The sequence below is a fragment of the Erwinia sp. SLM-02 genome (assembly GCF_037450285.1).
Taxonomy (GTDB): Bacteria; Pseudomonadota; Gammaproteobacteria; order Enterobacterales; family Enterobacteriaceae; genus Erwinia.
Genome location: NZ_JAQISN010000004.1, coordinates 279,061 through 296,196, shown reverse-complemented (window position 1 = coordinate 296,196; position 17,136 = coordinate 279,061). Strand labels below are relative to the sequence as shown.

Genomic DNA, 17,136 nt, shown 5'->3' with positions numbered 1-17,136 from the left:
GGCGCACCCGCAGGCGCGCCCCTCGGTTATCAGAAGTCAAACGTCACCGACGCGCGAACCTCGCGGGCGGTACCGGCAAAGGCGCTGGCGGAGCTGCCGCTGCCGTCCGTGTCGCCAGGGAAGATCGACGCCCAGTAGCGTTCATTGGTGACGTTATTCACCATCAGGCGCAGCGTGGCCGGCACATTGCCAAGGCGGGTGCTGTAGCGCGTACCCAGGTCCAGCGTGGTATAGCTCCCGGCCCAGGTACTGTTGGTGTTGTTGGCCGCACGCTTGCCGGTGTAGTGCAGATTCGCGCTGTAAACCAGTTCCGGCATGGAAGGCAGGTTGTACTCCACCAGCAGGTTAGACTGCACCTTCGGCACGCCCACCACCCGCTTGTTGCTGGTGTCCTCGGAGACGGTGTTTTTCAGTTTCGGATCGAGGAAGGTCACGCCGCTGTAAACGTTCAGCCCCTGCCAGAGATTGCCGCTGGCGGTCAGCTCCAGCCCTTTATTCAGCTGGTCGCCCTGCTCTTTGTAAACCATATCGTCGGGGTCGACGTAGGCAAACGGGCGCTTCAGACGGAACAGTGCCGCGCCCAGATTCATGCCGTTCACGTCCGCCTTCAGGCCGATTTCATACTGCTCGCTGCGGTACGGATCGAGGGTGGTGCCTTCGTTTTTCACGCCCTGGCCGGTCGGCGCGGTGCCGCCCTGCTCAAGCGAATCGGCATAGCTGATATAGGCCATCACCGACGGGGTGATTTTGTACATCAGCGCCAGGTTCGGGCTGAGGCCGTCCTCGTTTACCTGGTCGGTTTTCGCCGCCTGGTTATTGTAGCTGCGGGTTTCCAGCCAGCTCTGGCTGAGGTAGGCCATCGCCGACCAGCGCGGGTTAAAGGTCACCGTATCGCCGATGGTCACGCTCTGCTGGCTGGTCACGCTGGTACGATAGCGCGCGCCGCTGTTGATGATCCGCCCGTCGCCCGGTTCCTGCATTGACGACGGATCGTAATAGTTGCTGGTGCCCAGGCTGTAGCGCTGGCTGCTGCCCTTCGCCGAGTAAATCGACCAGACGTAGCCGCTGGTGGCAAAGGCAAGATCGTGGCCGATGCTGCCGGTATCTACATGCCCGTTCAGCGTCAGCATATTGCTCAGCACGCGGAAGCGGCCTGCGGCGGCGGAGTCGGTCACCGAACGGCTGATGGTTCCGCTGTTGCTGGTCAGGGTATTCGACACGGTACGCATCGCGCGGTCGGCCTGCTGATAGCCCACGCCGGCGGTCATCGACCAGCTGTTATCAAAGTAGTGGATCAGATGGCTGCTGATGGTGTCGGTGGTCAGATCGTTACCGGTGGTCGGCAGCGTGTAATTTTTGTTGTTCGGGTTTGGTGCTTTTGGCAGGTCGATACCCTTGCCGTAGCTGAAGCCGCTGACGTAGCCCTTTTGCAGGAACTCATAGTGGCTGGCATCCAGTTGTAATTGCGTACCGGGGCTGATATTCCAGTCCAGCGCCAGCGATACCAGCTTGCGCCGCAGGGTGCTGTCATCGACGTTGCCTTCCCCCTCTTCATCCAGCAGGTTCAGGCGATAGCCAAATTTATTCTCATCGTCAAAATGGCCACCGAGGTCGATATGCCCGCCGTACGCATTGCGGCTCTGATAGCCGAGGGTAACGCGTCGCAGGGTCTGCTCGGTCGGGCGCTTGGCGACGAAGTTAAACTGCCCGGCGGGGCTGGCCGGGCCGTAAAGCGCACCGGTCAGGCTGTTCAGCACGTCCAGCCGCTCCAGCATTTCCACCGGAAACGCGGTGGTAGAGACGATATTCAGGCCATCCAGGCGACTGTTGGACACCACGCTGCCCTGCATGCCGCGGCTTTGCGGGCGGCCGACGTCCATGCCGCCGCGCGCCTGCATCTGCGTGCTGGGCGAATACTTCAGCAGCTCGCTGACGCTTTTCGCCTGCTGGTTATCGATCATTTCGTGGGTAACGGTGGTGGTGGAATACGGCGTTTCCAGCCGGTCTTTACTGCCCAGCGGCCCCAGATCGGTCTCGGCGGTAGTGAAGCCCGCGCCGGACTTGCTTTCATCGGTCAGATCGCGGGGCGCGCTGGCGGTGACGAGGATTTGCTGTTCTTTGCTGGGCTTGTCAGTGCTGGCAGAGGACGTGGCCGGTACGGCATTCTGGGCGGCGAAACCCGGCAGCGCGACAAAAATCGCGCCGAAAAATATGTTTTTCATTAAGGAGTTAGCTATCGTTATATAAAAATATATATTACGATCGATAGAACTGAGGTTTAGTGATCTCTATCACATTTTGTCGCCCCGTCGCGTCAGGGTAGAGCGGAGGATAAAAAAATGCCGCACGGGAGTGCGGCATCGGTTTACTAATGCAGTTCAGCTTACTTTTCGCCGTCAGGCAGTGAGAAGGCAATCAGGTAATCGCCCAGCTCCGCCGCGTGCGCAGCGCCACCCGCGGAAATAACCACGTACTGTTTACCGGTCTGCGGAGACTTGTACACCAGCGGAGAGGCGGTCGCGCCAACCGGCAGACGGTATTTCCAGATCTCTTCCCCGGTTTTGCTGTTGAAGGCGCGCATATAGTCATCCTGGGTGCCGGCAAAGAACACCACGCCACCGGCCGTGGCGGTTGGCCCGCCCAGCGTCGGCATACCGATAGGCATCGGCAGGTGGGTTTTCATCCCCAGCGGGCCGGTATCCTCAACGGTGCCGACCGGAACCTGCCACACCAGCTTTTTGGTATTCAGGTCAATCGCGCTCAGCGTACCGAACGGCGGATTCTGGCAGGGAACGCCCAGCGAAGACATAAAGAAGTCCGATTTCAGACCGACGTAAGGTTTGGCCAGCATCGAGCGGATCGGCGAACCTTTGTAGGTTTTGGCCTGCTCTGCCGTCTTCAGCGCCATCACTTTGCCCATGCGGATGTCGTTAACGTACATCATGCCGTTACGTTCATCGATGGAGATACCGCCCCAGTTCATGCCGCCCAGCGTGCCGGGGAACTGGATATAGTCGGATTCTCCCGACGGGGTATAGATGCCGTTATAGCGCGCGGACTTGAAGGTGATGCGGCACTCAAGCTGGTCAAATGGCGTGATCCCCCACATTTCGCTCTCTTTCAGCGTCGACAGACCCAGGCTTGGCATATTTGTTGAGAACGGCTGGGTCGGCGACATATGGTCATTCTGCCCGGTCGGCGTGGTGGTCACCGGCAGCTCTTCTACCTTACTGGCCGGTTTACCTGTCCGACGGTCCAGCACGAAGATCTGCCCCATCTTGGTGGTCTGAATCAGAACGGGGACGCGTTCGCCCTCCTCGTTCTTCATCTCATACATCACCGGCTGCGAAGGTACGTCATAGTCCCAGACGTCGTGATGCACGGTCTGGAAGATCCATTTGGTCTTACCGGTGGTGGCATCGACGGCGACGACGGCGGAAGAGAACTTCTCGGCCGACGGCGTGCGCTTTCCGCCCCAGTAGTCAGGCGGCCCCATGCCGGTCGGCAGGTAAACCGTGTTCAGGTCGCGATCGTAGGTTGCCGGCGCCCAGACGTTCGGCGTGCCGCCGGTGTGATTCACCGCATCGGGTGCATCTTCCTCGGCGTTCCACGACCAGACCAGCGCACCGCTACGCACGTCATACGCGCGCACCACGCCCGAAGCGTCGTTGTCCGAGTGATCGTGGATCCAGGTGCCAAACACCGTCAGGTGGCCCATGATCACCGGCGTACCGCTCGGATGGTAACCCTGACCGTTTTCCGTCGGTGCCATGCCGGCACGCAGATCGACCGTGCCCGCGTTGCCAAAGTCTGAGCAGGCGCTGCCGGTTTTTGCATCCAGCGCCAGCATGCGGGCGTCAATGGTGGTCACGATGATACGGCGGCGGCACTCGGCCGGTGACTGCGCTTTTTCCTCACTGGAAAGCGATGCGTCTTTATCGAGGTCGTAATAGCCGACGCTGCGGCAGGTGACGTGCGACGTGGCAGCGGCTTTTGGATCGACCCGCCAGATAGGCTTGCCGGTATCGGCATCCACGGCGGCGACCACGTTCTGCGGCGTACAGGTATAAAGCACGTTACCAATCTGCAGCGGGGTGTTTTCATCAACGCCGGCCACTTTGCCTTCCAGGATCCGTCCGGTGCGGTAAGTCCATGCCACCTTTAGCTTGTTCACATTTTCCGGGGTGATCCCATTAACAGCCGCGAAGCGGGTACCGCTGGCGTTGCGAGAAAGATGGTCCCAGTCCTGATCCGCCTGCGCCTTATATTCCCCTTCCAGGGCCGCGGGCTGACTGGCCGCCGCGTCGGGATGATAGATTTTGCCATGCGGAACAAACGCACCGGCCAGCACGCCGAGCAGGCAGACAAAGACGCCCCAGCCGCTCAGGTGCGCGGCGCGTTTGCGCGAACGGATATCCTTCACCAGCGCGGGGAAGACCCACAGGCTGAGCATCAGGATAATCGCCGGAACCACCAGACGAGCCATCAGCGGCCAGTAAGCTACGCCGCCGACCTCAATGAAGGCCCAGACTGCCGTCGCCACGAATATAACAATCGACAGCGTCAGCCCGGGACGCTTTTTCAGCACCAATAGAACCAGCAGGAGCAGATAGGCAATGCCGGCGATAATATAGTACAGAGACCCGCCCAGCGCGGCGAGTTTCCATCCTCCAATCAGAAAATAAACTCCGGTGACGGCGGTAAGTAATCCAAATACCAGAACCAGTATCGGGAAAAACTTATTCACGCGCCCTCCTGAATCACCTGTAGATGACATTCGAAGAATCCCTTTTTAATTATTAAAATAACAGAACCACCCTGACCGGCACGAATGTGCCGGTCCGCAAGTGAAAGCCATAGACATGGTAAATAAATACCATAATTTTTAAGATACCTTTCAAAGCAGAGAGATGCACGAAAATATAGCCCTTACAAAATACAGGGCGATATTTTATTGGATATATTTCACAGAGAAAAATAAATAAGTGCAGAGCAGAATTCAGGAAATAAATAACGTCCTGTTAGTAACTCAGCCTGTTATTATTACGCAACGACCTGTGCGACAGGCAATTAAAATGAAAACATGAAAAAGCACATTTTTATTAAATACAGAATTGGGAAGTTTCATTAAATAATCATCTGGCGTGATAGAAAACCAGGGGAATGATATAAAAATCGTCCGAACCAGCACATTACTGTCAACAGAAAATTCAGTCGTGGATAAAACGGTGCCGGTTCCCAGCCTCTGCCGGGGCTTCCGGGCGGTCCTCGCGCCACGCGATGCGTGGTGCCTTCGGTTACCGCATCCGGCCGGGCGGACCGGCGAAGACGTGTCATCCCGGACCCGACTCCGCCTGACACCGACGTCCTGTCGGCGTCTCCTGGCCAGCTGCTTTCACCTCAGCGCTGCGGATTGCCCTGCATCCCCGGCAGAGGCTGTGCACCTTCATCGCAATGTTATCGCTGCTTAATGACCAGTTCAGCCTACAGCACTCAACATGAGTATTGAGCGGGAATGTAGCGAAAGTCAGCAGCCCACTTTTCACAACAAGGTTTTTTCTCAGAGGCAACTACAGGTTTCGTTATGCAAATGTTCTTCTCTACAGACAGCTTAAAAGTCAAGGCGCGGACGGGGTGCGGCCCCGGCGGGCAATCCGCAGCGCTGAGCGGAAAGAGGAAGCCAGGATGTGCCCGCAGGACGCGGGCGCAAGGCTCGGTCGGCACAGGGATGTGACGTCTGAGCCGGTCCGACAGGCTGACGAACGCAGTGAAGGCACCACGCAGCGCGTGGCGCGAGGACCGCCAGCCGGGGCCGCAACCCGCCCGCGCAGTCACTACCACATCAGACGTCACAAACCAGCAGCCCCACCTCCACGCTGCGGATTGCCCGGTATCCCCGGCAGAGGCTGTGCACCTTCATCGCAATGTTATCGCTGCTTAATGACCAGTTCAGCCTACAGCACTCAACATGAGTATTGAGCGGGAATGTAGCGAAAGTCAGCAGCCCACTTTTCACAACAAGGTTTTTTCTCAGAGGCAACTACAGGTTTCGTTATGCAAATGTTCTTCTCTACAGACAGCTTAAAAGTCAAGGCGCGGACGGGGTGCGGCCCCGGCGGGCAATCCGCAGCGCTGAACGGAGAGAGGAAGCCAGGATAAGCCCGCAGGACGCGGGCGCAAGGCTCGGTCGGCACAGGGATGTGACGTCTGAGCCGGTCCGACAGGCTGACGAACGCAGTGAAGGCACCACGCAGCGCGTGGCGCGAGGACCGCCAGCCGTAGCCGCGACGCGCCCGCGCAATCACCTCAAGCACCATTCAGCCCGACAAAAAGACTACGCCCGCGTCAGCTGCGCATCATACAAATGCGCATAACGTCCCCGGCGCTCCAGCAGTTGCTTATGACTGCCCTGCTCCACAATCCCGCTATCGTCCACCACAATAATCCGATCGGCATTCTGAATCGTCGTCAGACGGTGGGCAATAATCAGCGACGTGCGCCCCACCGACAGCTCGGACAGCGACTGCTGAATCGCCTGCTCGGTGGCCGTATCCAGCGCCGACGTTGCCTCATCCAGAATCAGAATCGGTGGGTTCTTCAGGAACACGCGGGCAATCGAAATACGCTGCTTCTGACCGCCGGACAGCTTCACGCCCCTCTCGCCCACAATCGTATCCAGACCGTCCGGCAGACTGTTGATCAGATCCGCCAGCCGCGCGCGGGTCGCCGCCTGCCAGATCTCCTCTTCCGTCGCGTGCAGACGACCATAGGCAATATTCTCGCGAATCGAACCGCCAAACAGGAACACGTCCTGCTGCACAATCCCGATCTGACCGCGCAGCGACTGCTGGGTCATATCGCGAATATCCAGACCGTCGACCCGAATTGCCCCCTGCTGCACGTCATAAAAACGCGGCAGCAGCGAACACAGCGTGGTTTTACCCGCCCCGCTCGGCCCGACAAACGCCACCGTTTCACCGGCGCGGATGGTCAGATTCAGATCCTTTAATACCGGTGAACCGGCGCTGTAGCCAAAGGTGACGTTATCAAACTCGATATCGCCCTTCAGCGCGCTGACCACGCGAGCATCCGGCTTATCGGTAATATCCGGCGCGGTATCCAGCAGCTGGGTGAAGCGGCGGAAACCGGCAATCCCCTTCGGATAGCTCTCCATCACCGACGAAATCTTCTGCACCGGACGGAAGAACACCTCAACCAGCAGCAGGAAGCCGATAAAGCCGCCGTAGCTCAGTTCGCCCTTCAGCACGTACCAGGTTCCTGCCACCATAATCACCAGCTGCACCAGACGGGTGCTGAGATAGCTCAGCGTCATGCTGGCGGTCATGATCCGGTAGGCCTGCAGCTTGGTGGTTTTGTAGTTGACGTTATCGCGGGCAAACAGCTTCTCTTCCTGATGCTCGTTGGCAAACGCCTTCACCACGCGCACGCCGCCGATGCTCTCTTCGATACGGGCGTTGAAATCGCCGATCTGGCCAAACAGCTTGCGCCAGGTATTGGTCATCTGGCTGCCGTGTCGGCTGACCAGCCAGGTCATCGACGGCACGATAATAATGGTCATCAGCGCCAGCGGCATATGCACCGTCGCCATCAGAATAAAGGCACCAATAAAGGTCATCACCGCAATAAACAGATCTTCCGGGCCGTGGTGGGCGATTTCCCCCACTTCTTCCAAATCTTTGGTGACGTGGGTAATAATGTGGCCGGTTTTCACGTTGTCGTAATAGCCCAGCGACAGCTTCTGCAAATGCTGGAACGCCTGCTGGCGCATATCGGTTTCAATCCCGACGCCCAGCGCGTGTCCCCAGTAGTTCACCACCGCCATCAGCCCGGTGTTAATCAGGTAGATCGCCAGCAGAGCCGCCGAGGCGACAATAATCATCACCCAGTCCTGGGCGGGCAGCAGCTTATCGATAAAGGCGCGAACCGCCATCGGGAAGGAAAGCTCCAGCAGCCCGGCAAGAATGGCGCAGCCAAAATCGAGCAGAAAAAGCTTTTTGTAAGGTACGTAATAACTAAAAAAACGCCTGAGCATAACTCCCTCAATATTCAGTATAATTTTTTTGTGCCGGACGGCGAATGCGGTAATTTTCGGCGGGATTATAACATTGTGCGGGAATATCAAGTCGTTTTAATTACGCCATAAAAAACGTAGGGATTAATTAGCCAATATTCCCGGTGAATTAACCGGGAATAACCTCAGAGCTAGTAATGCCGGGGGCCGAACGGAATTACGCCTCTCTTACCCGCAAAGGCCGGAAGAGATAATCATACAGCGCCGAGAACTGGGTGAACCTTTTGACTAGCGCCTCGGTCACGGTGCGGTGAAGGTCATCCTGTAAAAAGCCCAATGTCGTGGCGTAGTTTTTCGGATGGAAGAAGGCTTTGTCGTACACCATCACGGTGCCTTCCCAGGTCAGAACGGGCTGCCCGTCCGGCTGCGGCAGGCTGAGGAAGTTGGCTTTATGGTAAGCCTTACCGTGCATGCCGAGGTAGGTGGTGCGCGAGTCGTACTCTTTTTTATTCACCAGGCGGCAAAATTCATAGGGGGAATCGTACTGCGGCAGCGAGAAATCCGGCCCCAGAAGATTGCTTTCCCCCGACATGCCTTCAATCGTCACCGTCACATTGATCTTATCAAACAGGAAATCGAAGTTGCTCGATTTGGCAAATTCGATGTGGATCCTGAAATTCTCAGATTTAACGGCCCAGCAGTTCAGAAAGCCCGCCAGCAGCACGCAAAAAACCTGCCACTCGCTCATCTTCTTTTCACCGGCCAGGCTGCGGAACCGGCTGACGATCAGCTTTGATTTTGGGTGCATGAACAAGGTGTAAAGTGGATCGCTGGAGCTTAGCACTTCCATCATTCAGCCCTTCATCTCAAAATCGCCCTTAACAGCCGAGCACATTAGCATTTACGAGGGGTGAAATCAGCCGTTCCATGGCTTTTCAGACAAAGCGTTCTGCGTAGAACAATCGAGATGCTGAATAAACCGGCCAGCGTAAGTCAATCTACATTGCCATTCTGAACGTACCCGTGAACACCCAGGCCGTAGCAGGGCAGGGTCGTCGATTTTCGAATATTTCGTTTGTTGTTGTTTTCGTTTATTTCGTATAATCTGATTCAGTGAATATCCCCAGCGGGTATCTAACATAAAACCAGATATAACAACGCCACTATTCAATGAGATAACCATGACAAACTCAATTCTTAAAAGCTTGAACCTCCCAGCGCCTAAGGAAATTGAGGTGGCAGTCCGTGGACAGAGAGCGCTTGCAAGCTATCTGTCGACCAGGCTGGAAACGCAAAAAATTGCCATTCAGGATGCAGATAATAATACGCACCAGATTGAGCTACCCACTTCTGCACTGACGCTGCTGATGACGATTCTTGGCGAGCTGGCAGCAGGCAATGCCGTGCAGATCGTGCCAGTTCATGCTGAGTTAACGACGCAGGAAGCAGCCAATATTCTGAACGTTTCACGCCCGCATATGGTGAAGCTGCTGGAAGATGGCGCGTTACCTTTCCACAAAACAGGTCGACATCGCCGTGTGCTGTTTGCGGATCTGATGAAATTTAAAGAGCAACGCGATAGCACTAGCCAAAAGGCTATGCAGGAGCTGTCCGACCTCAGTCAGGAAATTGGACTTTACTGATGAATCATTCACCCTATCCCGTCGTGTTAGATGCATGTGTATTGTATCCATCTCTGCTGCGGGACCTGTTGATGCGTCTGGGAATCAAGGGACTGTATCAACCGAAATGGACCCAAACTATTCAGGAAGAATGGCAGCGCCACTTATTGCAGAACAGGCCTGATATCACAGCCGAGCAGATAACACGGACGGATGCTCTGATGAATCAGGCGATACCCGATGCAATGGTTACAGGCTATGAAAACCTGATTGAAGGCATCAATCTGCCCGACCCTGACGACCGCCACGTTGTGGCTGCCGCGGTACGGTGCAACGCAGAGGTGATTGTTACGCTCAATCTGAAGGACTTCCCGGCTTCACGGATGGTTGATTTCGACATTGAATCCCTCCATCCGGACGAATTTATTTCAGATCTTTTCGACTTGAACCACGCGCTGGCACTGCAGGCGGTAGCCGAACAACGTAACAGTATGAGAAAACCGGCCAGAAGTGTCGATGAGTATCTGGCGGCGCTACTGCGTCAGGGATTACCTATGACTATCAAGGCAATGGAAAACTATCAGTCGATGCTGTGATGAGCGGCTCGATAAGTCTAAAATAAACGGCTATCGACTGAAGTTTACGGTCTGAATCAACAGATCACAGCGCCTGCGCGCAGGCCCAGGCAGAACTCCACGCCCACTGGAAGTTATACCCCCCCAGCCAGCCGGTGACGTCCACCACTTCCCCAATAAAGTACAGCCCCGGCACGTCGCGGGCTTCCATGGTTTTAGAAGACAGCTGCGTGGTATCGACGCCGCCCAGGGTCACTTCGGCGGTACGATAGCCTTCGGTGCCGTTCGGCTGCACGCGCCACTGGTGCAGCGTGGTTGCCAGATCGTTCTGCTGGCGGCTGTTCAGCTGCTTCAGGGTGCATTCCGGCACATGGCCCAGCAGCTGCAGGCACTCAACCAGTCGCTTAGGCAGCAGTTTCGCCAGGGTGTTTTTCAGGCTCTGGTTCGGGTGCTGGGTGCGTTCTTCATTAATAAACGCATCGATGTCCTGCTGCGGAGACAGATTAATGGTGACAAACTCGCCCGGCTGCCAGTAGCTGGAAAGCTGCAGCACCGCCGGGCCGGAGAGGCCGCGATGGGTGAACAGCAGCGCTTCTTTAAACACCGTGCCGTCTTCCGCCGTCATCACCGACGGCACCGACACGCCGGAGAGCGTCTGTAGCTGCTCCAGCAGCGGCTTGTGCAGGGTAAACGGCACCAGTCCGGCGCGGGTCGGGAATACCTTCAGACCGAACTGTTCGGCAATCTTATAGCCAAACGGCGAAGCGCCCAGCCCCGGCATCGACAGACCACCGCTGGCAATCACCAGCTTTTTCGCCTGTACCTCTGCGCCGTTGAGCTGCAGCGTATAGCCGGCATCATCGCGCGCCACCGACATCACTTCGCTACGCAGCCGCAGCGTGACGTTACCCGCCTCGCACTCTTTCAGCAGCAGATCGACGATCTGCTGGGCGGAGTCATCGCAGAACAGCTGGCCGAGGGTTTTCTCGTGCCAGGCGATGCCGTGGCGATTCACCACATCGATAAAATCCCACTGCGTATAACGCGCCAGGGCGGATTTACAAAAGTGAGGATTGTGCGACAGGTAAGCCGCCGGTTCGGTATACAGATTGGTGAAATTGCAGCGGCCGCCGCCGGACATCAGGATTTTACGCCCGGCCTTTTTGCCATTATCAATTAACAGCACGCGAAGCCCTTTCTGGCCCGCCTGCGCCGCGCAGAACAGGCCCGCAGCACCCGCGCCAATTACGATAACGTCATATTTTTCCACTGCTCACTCCGGCACTGCCCGACAAAAACGCTGATTGTAGAGAGTTGGCGGGAGGGATGCCAGCATCAGGCGAAACCTCAGCGGAAACAATTTGTAACTTAATGATTTACCATAGTTTTCCTAGGGTATTGTCACTACACTGACACATTAATGTCAAAAAAAGTCTATATTTCACTTTCCCCCGGTGCGGTTTGTCGCTGATAATGCGCCGCGTTCATGTCCTCCTAAATGGCGTAACGCTTATGCTACATCTATTTGCTGGTCTTGATTTTCACACCGGCCTGTTACTGGTTCTGGCTTTGTTGTTTGTATTGATTTATGAAGCGATTAACGGCTTCCACGATACAGCCAACGCGGTCGCAACCGTGATCTACACCCGTGCAATGCGCTCGCAGTTAGCGGTCGTCATGGCGGGGGTGTTCAACTTCTTTGGTGTACTGTTGGGCGGCCTGAGCGTAGCTTATGCCATTGTCCATCTGTTACCCACCGATCTGTTATTGAACGTTGGATCGGCTCACGGGCTGGCGATGGTCTTTTCCATGCTGCTTGCCGCCATTATATGGAACCTCGGAACCTGGTATTTTGGGTTACCGGCTTCCAGCTCCCACACCCTGATTGGTGCCATTATCGGTATCGGCCTGACTAACGCGTTGCTGACCGGAACCTCGGTTGTTGATGCGCTGAACGTGCCGAAAATGATTGGCATCTTTATGTCATTGATTATCTCGCCGATTGTTGGCCTGGTTGTTGCTGGCGGACTGGTGTTCCTGCTGCGCCGTTACTGGAGTGGTAACAAGAAGCGTATGCGTGTCCACATGACTCCAGCGGAACGTGAAAAGATCGATGGCAAGAAAAAGCCCCCGTTCTGGACCCGTATCGCCCTGATCGTCTCGGCGATTGGCGTCAGCTATTCACACGGTGCAAATGACGGCCAGAAAGGCATTGGTCTGATTATGCTGGTGCTGATTGGCGTGGCCCCGGCAGGCTTTGTGGTCAATATGAACTCCACCGGTTATGACATCACCCGTACGCGTGATGCCGTTAACCATCTGGAGCAGTATTACCAGCAGCATGCAGCCTCGCTGACGCATATTATTCAGATGTCACCTCCTGCGATCCCGTCGCCGGAAGAGATCCCTTCAGGTCCTCAGGAGTTCCACTGCGATGCCGCGCGCGCACTGCCCGTCATCCAGCGTGCTCAGGGGCTGCTGAATAATCTCTCCAGCTACGATGCACTGACCGTTGAACAACGCAGCCACCTGCGTCGTATGCTGATGTGTATTTCTGATACGGCGGAAAAAGCGGCGAAGCTGCCGGAAACCAGCGCGGAAGATAAACGCTTCCTGACCAAGCTGAAAGGCGATTTGCTCAATACCATCGAGTACGCTCCGGTATGGATTATCGTGGCGGTGGCGCTGGCGCTGTCGTTAGGCACCATGGTTGGCTGGCGTCGTGTTGCCACCACTATCGGTGAAAAAATCGGTAAGAAAGGTATGACTTACGCTCAGGGCATGTCGGCGCAGATGACGGCGGCGGTATCGATTGGCGTGGCAAGTTATACCGGCATGCCGGTTTCAACCACACACGTTCTCTCCTCCTCGGTGGCGGGTACGATGCTGGTTGACGGCGGCGGCGTGCAGGGCAGAACCATTAAGAACATCCTGCTGGCGTGGGTCTTTACCCTGCCGGTATCGATTGTTCTTTCCGGTGTGCTGTACTGGATTGCATTGAAGCTGATTTAAGCCAGCGTGGCGGCGTTGCCCGCCACGCTAAAAAGTTAAAAGCGGACTCCGGTCCGCTTTTTTTTATGCCCGCGCTCAGTGCCAGATAGCCAGGCCAATCAGGCTGATAACCACCAGACCGCAGAGGGAACTGGTCAAAATAAACTGGCCGCGCACGCGCTGACAGCGGCGGATAAACTCATCGTCATGATGGTCCAGGTAGCGCTGTGCCCAGATGTAATACACCAGCCGAACCTGCTTGCCCGGCTGCCCGTGCGAGGTAAAGAATCCCGCCCCATCGACGTACTGATACAGCAAAGGATCGCAGCCGCGTAACACCACAAGCAAAGCGCGCAGCGAAGAGAAATAGCGCGCCATATTCACTACACAAACAACACAAAGAGCCCAGAAAAGCGCGATGGTGCTGATCATGATCCCCTCCCGGCCATTCATTGCAGAAAACGTAAACGGGCAAGCCGCTGTGCCCTGCAATGGTTGAACTGCCCCTGTTATCGATATCGGCCAGATACGGCGCAAGCCGGACGAGGCGATAATAACGCGCTCGGTGGCGCTTCTTATCAGTGTAGGAGATCTGCACAAATTTTTTCCAGCACTGCGTCATGCATCAGCCAGTAAATGGAGGAAAATTCATGTTGATCCTCTTCGCAAAGACCGCAGGCTGCCACAACATCCTTTAACAATTTTCGCTATACTGAACCGTATCCCGCATGTATCAGAACTTACGCGAAAAGGAGTATTCATCATGGCTTACAAACACATTCTGATTGCTGTTGACCTGTCGCCTGAAAGCAAACTGCTGGTTGATAAAGCAGTATCGATGGCCCGTCCTTATGATGCAAAAGTCTCGTTGATCCACGTTGATGTGAATTATTCCGATCTCTATACCGGCCTGATTGACGTTAACCTGGGTGATATGCAGAAACGGATTTCGGAAGAAACCCACACCGCGCTGACCGAGCTGTCGACCAGCGCCGGTTATCCGATTGCTGAAACCCTCAGCGGCAGCGGCGACCTCGGCCAGGTGCTGGTTGATGCTATCAAGCAGTATCAGGTGGATTTAGTGGTCTGTGGCCACCATCAGGATTTCTGGAGCAAGCTGATGTCCTCGGCCCGCCAGCTGATCAACACCGTGCACATTGATATGCTGATTGTGCCGCTGAACGATGAAGACGAAGATTAATCCCGTTCTTAAAAAGGCCGTTTAAACCCGGCCTTTATTCCCTGCGTGTTTCAATCCAGTCCTGCACTTCCACCACAAACGTCGGCGGTGCCTTACGGTACATCTTCAGCGCCAGCTCCAGGATAGAGTGCTGCGCCAGCGATTCTTCCATCCGCTGCTGGGCCAACTCCATTACGGAACGCACCCCGCAAATTCCCGAACAGGCCCACTCCGGCGGCGTTTCGTCAAAAATAACGGTCCGCTGGCGGATCTCGCGACAGGCAAAAACCTGTTTCTCGCCGTCGATTGCATTCACCACGTCGAGCAGCGTGATGTTTGCGGCAGGATGCGCCAGTTGAAAACCGCCGCCCTTGCCTTCGCTGCTGCGTACCAGCCCCGCTTTTGACAGGCGGGTAAAGATTTTGGCCAGGTAGTCGTAGGGCACATTTTGCAGGTCAGCAATCTCGCGCACGCTCATCTCACGCGCGTCCCCGTTGCCGTCAACCATAAACATCAGGCTGTGAATGCCGTACTCAACGCCAGAACTGTAAAATGCCATGCCCTTCTCTCAACCATCTCAACTGCCGCTAGTGTAGCGTTTTCAGCCCCACCCTGCGCACAAATCACCTTTGCCTTTTTAAACTACGACCAATATAATCCGAGTTAATAACCGTAACAAGAGTGACAGTAAAATGCGTAAACAAATTCTGATAATCGGTGCCGGTTTCTCGGGAATGTGGTCAGCGCTGAGCGCCGCACGGCTGGTGAATGGCAATACGGATGTCGAGATCACCGTGATCGCCCCGCAGCCCGAGCTGCGCGTGCGCCCGCGTTTTTATGAAAGCGCCGTGCGTTCGCTGGTTGCTCCTTTGCAGCCGCTGTTCGACGTCACCGGGGTGAATTTCCTGCGCGGCACGGTCAGCCGGATCGATGCGGCGGCTCGCCGGGTAAGCTGGCGTGACGAATCCGGCATGAAGCAGCAGCAGCGCTATGACCGCCTGATTCTGGCCAGCGGCAGCCACGTTAATCGTTCACAGGTGGCGGGGGTGGCAGAGCACGCGTTCGACCTTGACCAGCTGGAGAGCGCTGAGGTACTGGAGCAGCACCTCAATAGTCTGGCGCAGCGCCCGGAGAGTGAATCGCGCAACACCGTGGTGGTCTGCGGCGGCGGTTTTACCGGAATTGAAATGGCCACAGAACTGCCGGCGCGACTGCGCGAGATCCTCGGCGCGCAGGCCAAAACCCGCGTAGTGGTGATTGAGCGCGGCTCGCAGCCAGCGGGGCGATTCAGCGAGGCACTGCGCAATGTGATTACCGAAGCTTCCGCCGAGCTGGGCGTGGAGTGGCGGGTTAATGCGGAAGTGGAGCAGGTGACTGCGGAGGGCGTGACGCTGAAAGATGGACAGACCCTTGCCGCGCAGACCGTTATCTGGACCGTTGGCGTACAGGCCGACGACCTGACGGCGCAGATTGACGCACCGCGCGATCGTCAGGGCCGCCTGCACGTTAATGCCCAGCTGCAGGTCGTTGGCCATGAGGACATTTATGCCACCGGCGACGTGGCGTATGCCGCCACCGACGACAGGGGCAACCACGCGCTGATGACCTGCCAGCACGCCATCCAGCTGGGTAAGTTTGCCGGCAATAACGCGGCAGCCAGCCTGCTGGATATCGCACCGCTGCCTTATCGTCAGGAAAATTACGTCACCTGCCTCGATCTTGGCGCATGGGGGGCGGTCTATACGGAAGGCTGGGATCAGCAGGTGAAACTGACGCGGGCGGAAGCGAAAAAGCTGAAATTGTCGATCGTCAGTGAACTGATCTACCCACCGGCCGCCGATAAAGCCACCGCGTTCAGAATTGCCGACCCGCTCGCGCCGTTTGTGTGATCGCACTCTGACCCTGTGCCGGACGCAAAAAAAAAAGCACAGCCTGATGTGCCAACCGCAGGCTGTGCCCTCTGTTCCGGACGCCCGGTTACGGGGTCAACGGCGCATAAATATCAAACCGATGGCCTTTGGTTGTCACCGCGTTCGGCGTGCCCACATCGGCCAGCGGCGGCGCGTAGTCCGGGCGCTTGACCACCACCCTTTTGGTCGCCAGCTGGCGGGCCGGCTGCAGCAGTCCGTCGGCATCCAGGTCCGGCCCCACCAGCGACTGAAACACCCGCATCTCTTTCTTCACCAGCGCGCTTTTCTGCTTATGTGGAAACATCGGATCGAGGTACACCACCTGCGGCCGCGGCATGATATCCGTCAGCGCCGTCAGGCTTGAGGCATGCAGCAGCGTCAGCCGCTCGCGCAGCCACGGGCCAATCTCCGCATCGGCATAGCCCCGCGCCAGGCCGTCATCCAGCAGTGCCGCCACCACCGGGTTACGCTCCAGCATCCTGACGCGGCAGCCCACGGACGCCAGCACAAACGCATCGCGCCCCAGGCCCGCCGTGGCATCGACCACGTCCGGCAGATAGCCGCTTTTAATGCCGACGGCTTTTGCCACCGCCTCACCGCGCCCTCCGCCGAATTTTCGGCGATGCGCCATCGCGCCGCCGACGAAATCAACGAAAATGCCGCCGAGCTTCGGCTCGTCGCGCTTGCGCAGTTCAAGGTGCGTGGCGGTCATCACCAGCGCCATCGGTGCAGCGTCGTCATGCGTCAGCTGCCAGCGCTCGGCCAGAATAGATAAGGCACCGTTTCCGGTGCCCGTTTCATCCAGTAAACAGATGTTCAAAACCGC

The 17,136-nt window shown here is 56.7% G+C and carries 13 protein-coding genes; 5 read left to right on the top strand and 8 right to left on the bottom strand.

Features of this window, described 5'->3' with window-relative positions; genetic code table 11:
• Window positions 1–29: 29 nt before the first annotated feature.
• The 4 genes from PGH32_RS20555 to PGH32_RS20540 form a co-directional block, all read right to left on the bottom strand.
• Window positions 30–2,222: a TonB-dependent siderophore receptor gene (locus PGH32_RS20555; protein ID WP_337894974.1), complete on the bottom strand. Its 2,193-nt coding sequence runs from the start codon at window positions 2,220–2,222 to the stop codon at window positions 30–32.
• Window positions 2,223–2,383: 161 nt separating this feature from the next.
• A complete protein-coding gene (locus PGH32_RS20550; protein ID WP_337894973.1) occupies window positions 2,384–4,777 on the bottom strand; it encodes a membrane-bound PQQ-dependent dehydrogenase, glucose/quinate/shikimate family in 2,394 nt (797 codons plus the stop codon).
• A gap of 1,557 nt (window positions 4,778–6,334) precedes the next feature.
• Window positions 6,335–8,053 (bottom strand): ABC transporter ATP-binding protein, encoded by a 1,719-nt coding sequence (locus PGH32_RS20545; RefSeq protein WP_337894972.1) that lies wholly within the window; start codon window positions 8,051–8,053, stop codon window positions 6,335–6,337.
• 196 nt (window positions 8,054–8,249) lie between these two features.
• Entirely contained in the window at window positions 8,250–8,885 is a 636-nt protein-coding gene (locus tag PGH32_RS20540; RefSeq protein ID WP_337894971.1) for a hypothetical protein, read from the bottom strand.
• Between the two features lie 328 nt (window positions 8,886–9,213).
• On the opposite strand from PGH32_RS20540, the gene PGH32_RS20535 reads away from it, so the two are divergent.
• A complete protein-coding gene (locus PGH32_RS20535) occupies window positions 9,214–9,675 on the top strand; it encodes a helix-turn-helix domain-containing protein (protein ID WP_314427116.1) in 462 nt (153 codons plus the stop codon).
• Entirely contained in the window at window positions 9,675–10,250 is a 576-nt protein-coding gene (locus PGH32_RS20530; RefSeq protein WP_314427113.1) for a PIN domain-containing protein, read from the top strand. Before PGH32_RS20535 ends, PGH32_RS20530 begins: the two co-directional genes overlap by 1 nt.
• A gap of 64 nt (window positions 10,251–10,314) precedes the next feature.
• On the opposite strand, the gene PGH32_RS20525 is transcribed toward PGH32_RS20530, so the two are convergent.
• Entirely contained in the window at window positions 10,315–11,499 is a 1,185-nt protein-coding gene (locus tag PGH32_RS20525) for an NAD(P)/FAD-dependent oxidoreductase (RefSeq protein WP_337894970.1), read from the bottom strand.
• Between the two features lie 242 nt (window positions 11,500–11,741).
• Between PGH32_RS20525 and pitA the strand changes: the two genes are divergently transcribed.
• Entirely contained in the window at window positions 11,742–13,241 is a 1,500-nt protein-coding gene (gene pitA, locus PGH32_RS20520; RefSeq protein ID WP_314427109.1) for an inorganic phosphate transporter PitA, read from the top strand.
• A 75-nt stretch (window positions 13,242–13,316) separates the two neighbouring features.
• Here the strand turns inward: pitA and uspB are convergent, their stop codons facing one another.
• On the bottom strand, window positions 13,317–13,652 hold the full coding sequence (uspB, locus tag PGH32_RS20515; RefSeq protein WP_314427108.1) for a universal stress protein UspB: 336 nt from the start codon (window positions 13,650–13,652) through the stop codon (window positions 13,317–13,319).
• A gap of 331 nt (window positions 13,653–13,983) precedes the next feature.
• Here uspB and uspA point away from each other — a divergent pair, with 331 nt between their 5' ends.
• Window positions 13,984–14,421 (top strand): universal stress protein UspA, encoded by a 438-nt coding sequence (gene uspA / locus PGH32_RS20510; RefSeq protein WP_314427107.1) that lies wholly within the window; start codon window positions 13,984–13,986, stop codon window positions 14,419–14,421.
• Window positions 14,422–14,455: 34 nt separating this feature from the next.
• On the opposite strand, the gene PGH32_RS20505 is transcribed toward uspA, so the two are convergent.
• The gene (locus PGH32_RS20505; RefSeq protein ID WP_314427105.1) at window positions 14,456–14,959 is read right to left on the bottom strand and encodes an RrF2 family transcriptional regulator; all 504 of its coding nucleotides are present in this window, start codon (window positions 14,957–14,959) and stop codon (window positions 14,456–14,458) included.
• Window positions 14,960–15,092: 133 nt separating this feature from the next.
• Here PGH32_RS20505 and PGH32_RS20500 point away from each other — a divergent pair, with 133 nt between their 5' ends.
• The gene (locus PGH32_RS20500) at window positions 15,093–16,289 is read left to right on the top strand and encodes an NAD(P)/FAD-dependent oxidoreductase (protein ID WP_337894969.1); all 1,197 of its coding nucleotides are present in this window, start codon (window positions 15,093–15,095) and stop codon (window positions 16,287–16,289) included.
• Between the two features lie 88 nt (window positions 16,290–16,377).
• Here the strand turns inward: PGH32_RS20500 and rsmJ are convergent, their stop codons facing one another.
• Entirely contained in the window at window positions 16,378–17,130 is a 753-nt protein-coding gene (gene rsmJ / locus PGH32_RS20495) for a 16S rRNA (guanine(1516)-N(2))-methyltransferase RsmJ (protein WP_337894968.1), read from the bottom strand.
• Window positions 17,131–17,136: the final 6 nt, after the last annotated feature.

Coding starts and splice junctions, on each gene's coding strand:
- PGH32_RS20530 (WP_314427113.1), top strand. CDS start 9,675: ATGAATCATTCACCCTATCCCGTCGTGTTAGATGCATGTGTATTGTAT.
- PGH32_RS20545 (WP_337894972.1), bottom strand. CDS start 8,053: ATGCTCAGGCGTTTTTTTAGTTATTACGTACCTTACAAAAAGCTTTTT.
- PGH32_RS20535 (WP_314427116.1), top strand. CDS start 9,214: ATGACAAACTCAATTCTTAAAAGCTTGAACCTCCCAGCGCCTAAGGAA.
- uspB (WP_314427108.1), bottom strand. CDS start 13,652: ATGATCAGCACCATCGCGCTTTTCTGGGCTCTTTGTGTTGTTTGTGTA.
- pitA (WP_314427109.1), top strand. CDS start 11,742: ATGCTACATCTATTTGCTGGTCTTGATTTTCACACCGGCCTGTTACTG.
- PGH32_RS20540 (WP_337894971.1), bottom strand. CDS start 8,885: ATGATGGAAGTGCTAAGCTCCAGCGATCCACTTTACACCTTGTTCATG.
- PGH32_RS20550 (WP_337894973.1), bottom strand. CDS start 4,777: ATGTCATCTACAGGTGATTCAGGAGGGCGCGTGAATAAGTTTTTCCCG.
- PGH32_RS20555 (WP_337894974.1), bottom strand. CDS start 2,222: ATGAAAAACATATTTTTCGGCGCGATTTTTGTCGCGCTGCCGGGTTTC.
- uspA (WP_314427107.1), top strand. CDS start 13,984: ATGGCTTACAAACACATTCTGATTGCTGTTGACCTGTCGCCTGAAAGC.
- PGH32_RS20500 (WP_337894969.1), top strand. CDS start 15,093: ATGCGTAAACAAATTCTGATAATCGGTGCCGGTTTCTCGGGAATGTGG.
- PGH32_RS20505 (WP_314427105.1), bottom strand. CDS start 14,959: ATGGCATTTTACAGTTCTGGCGTTGAGTACGGCATTCACAGCCTGATG.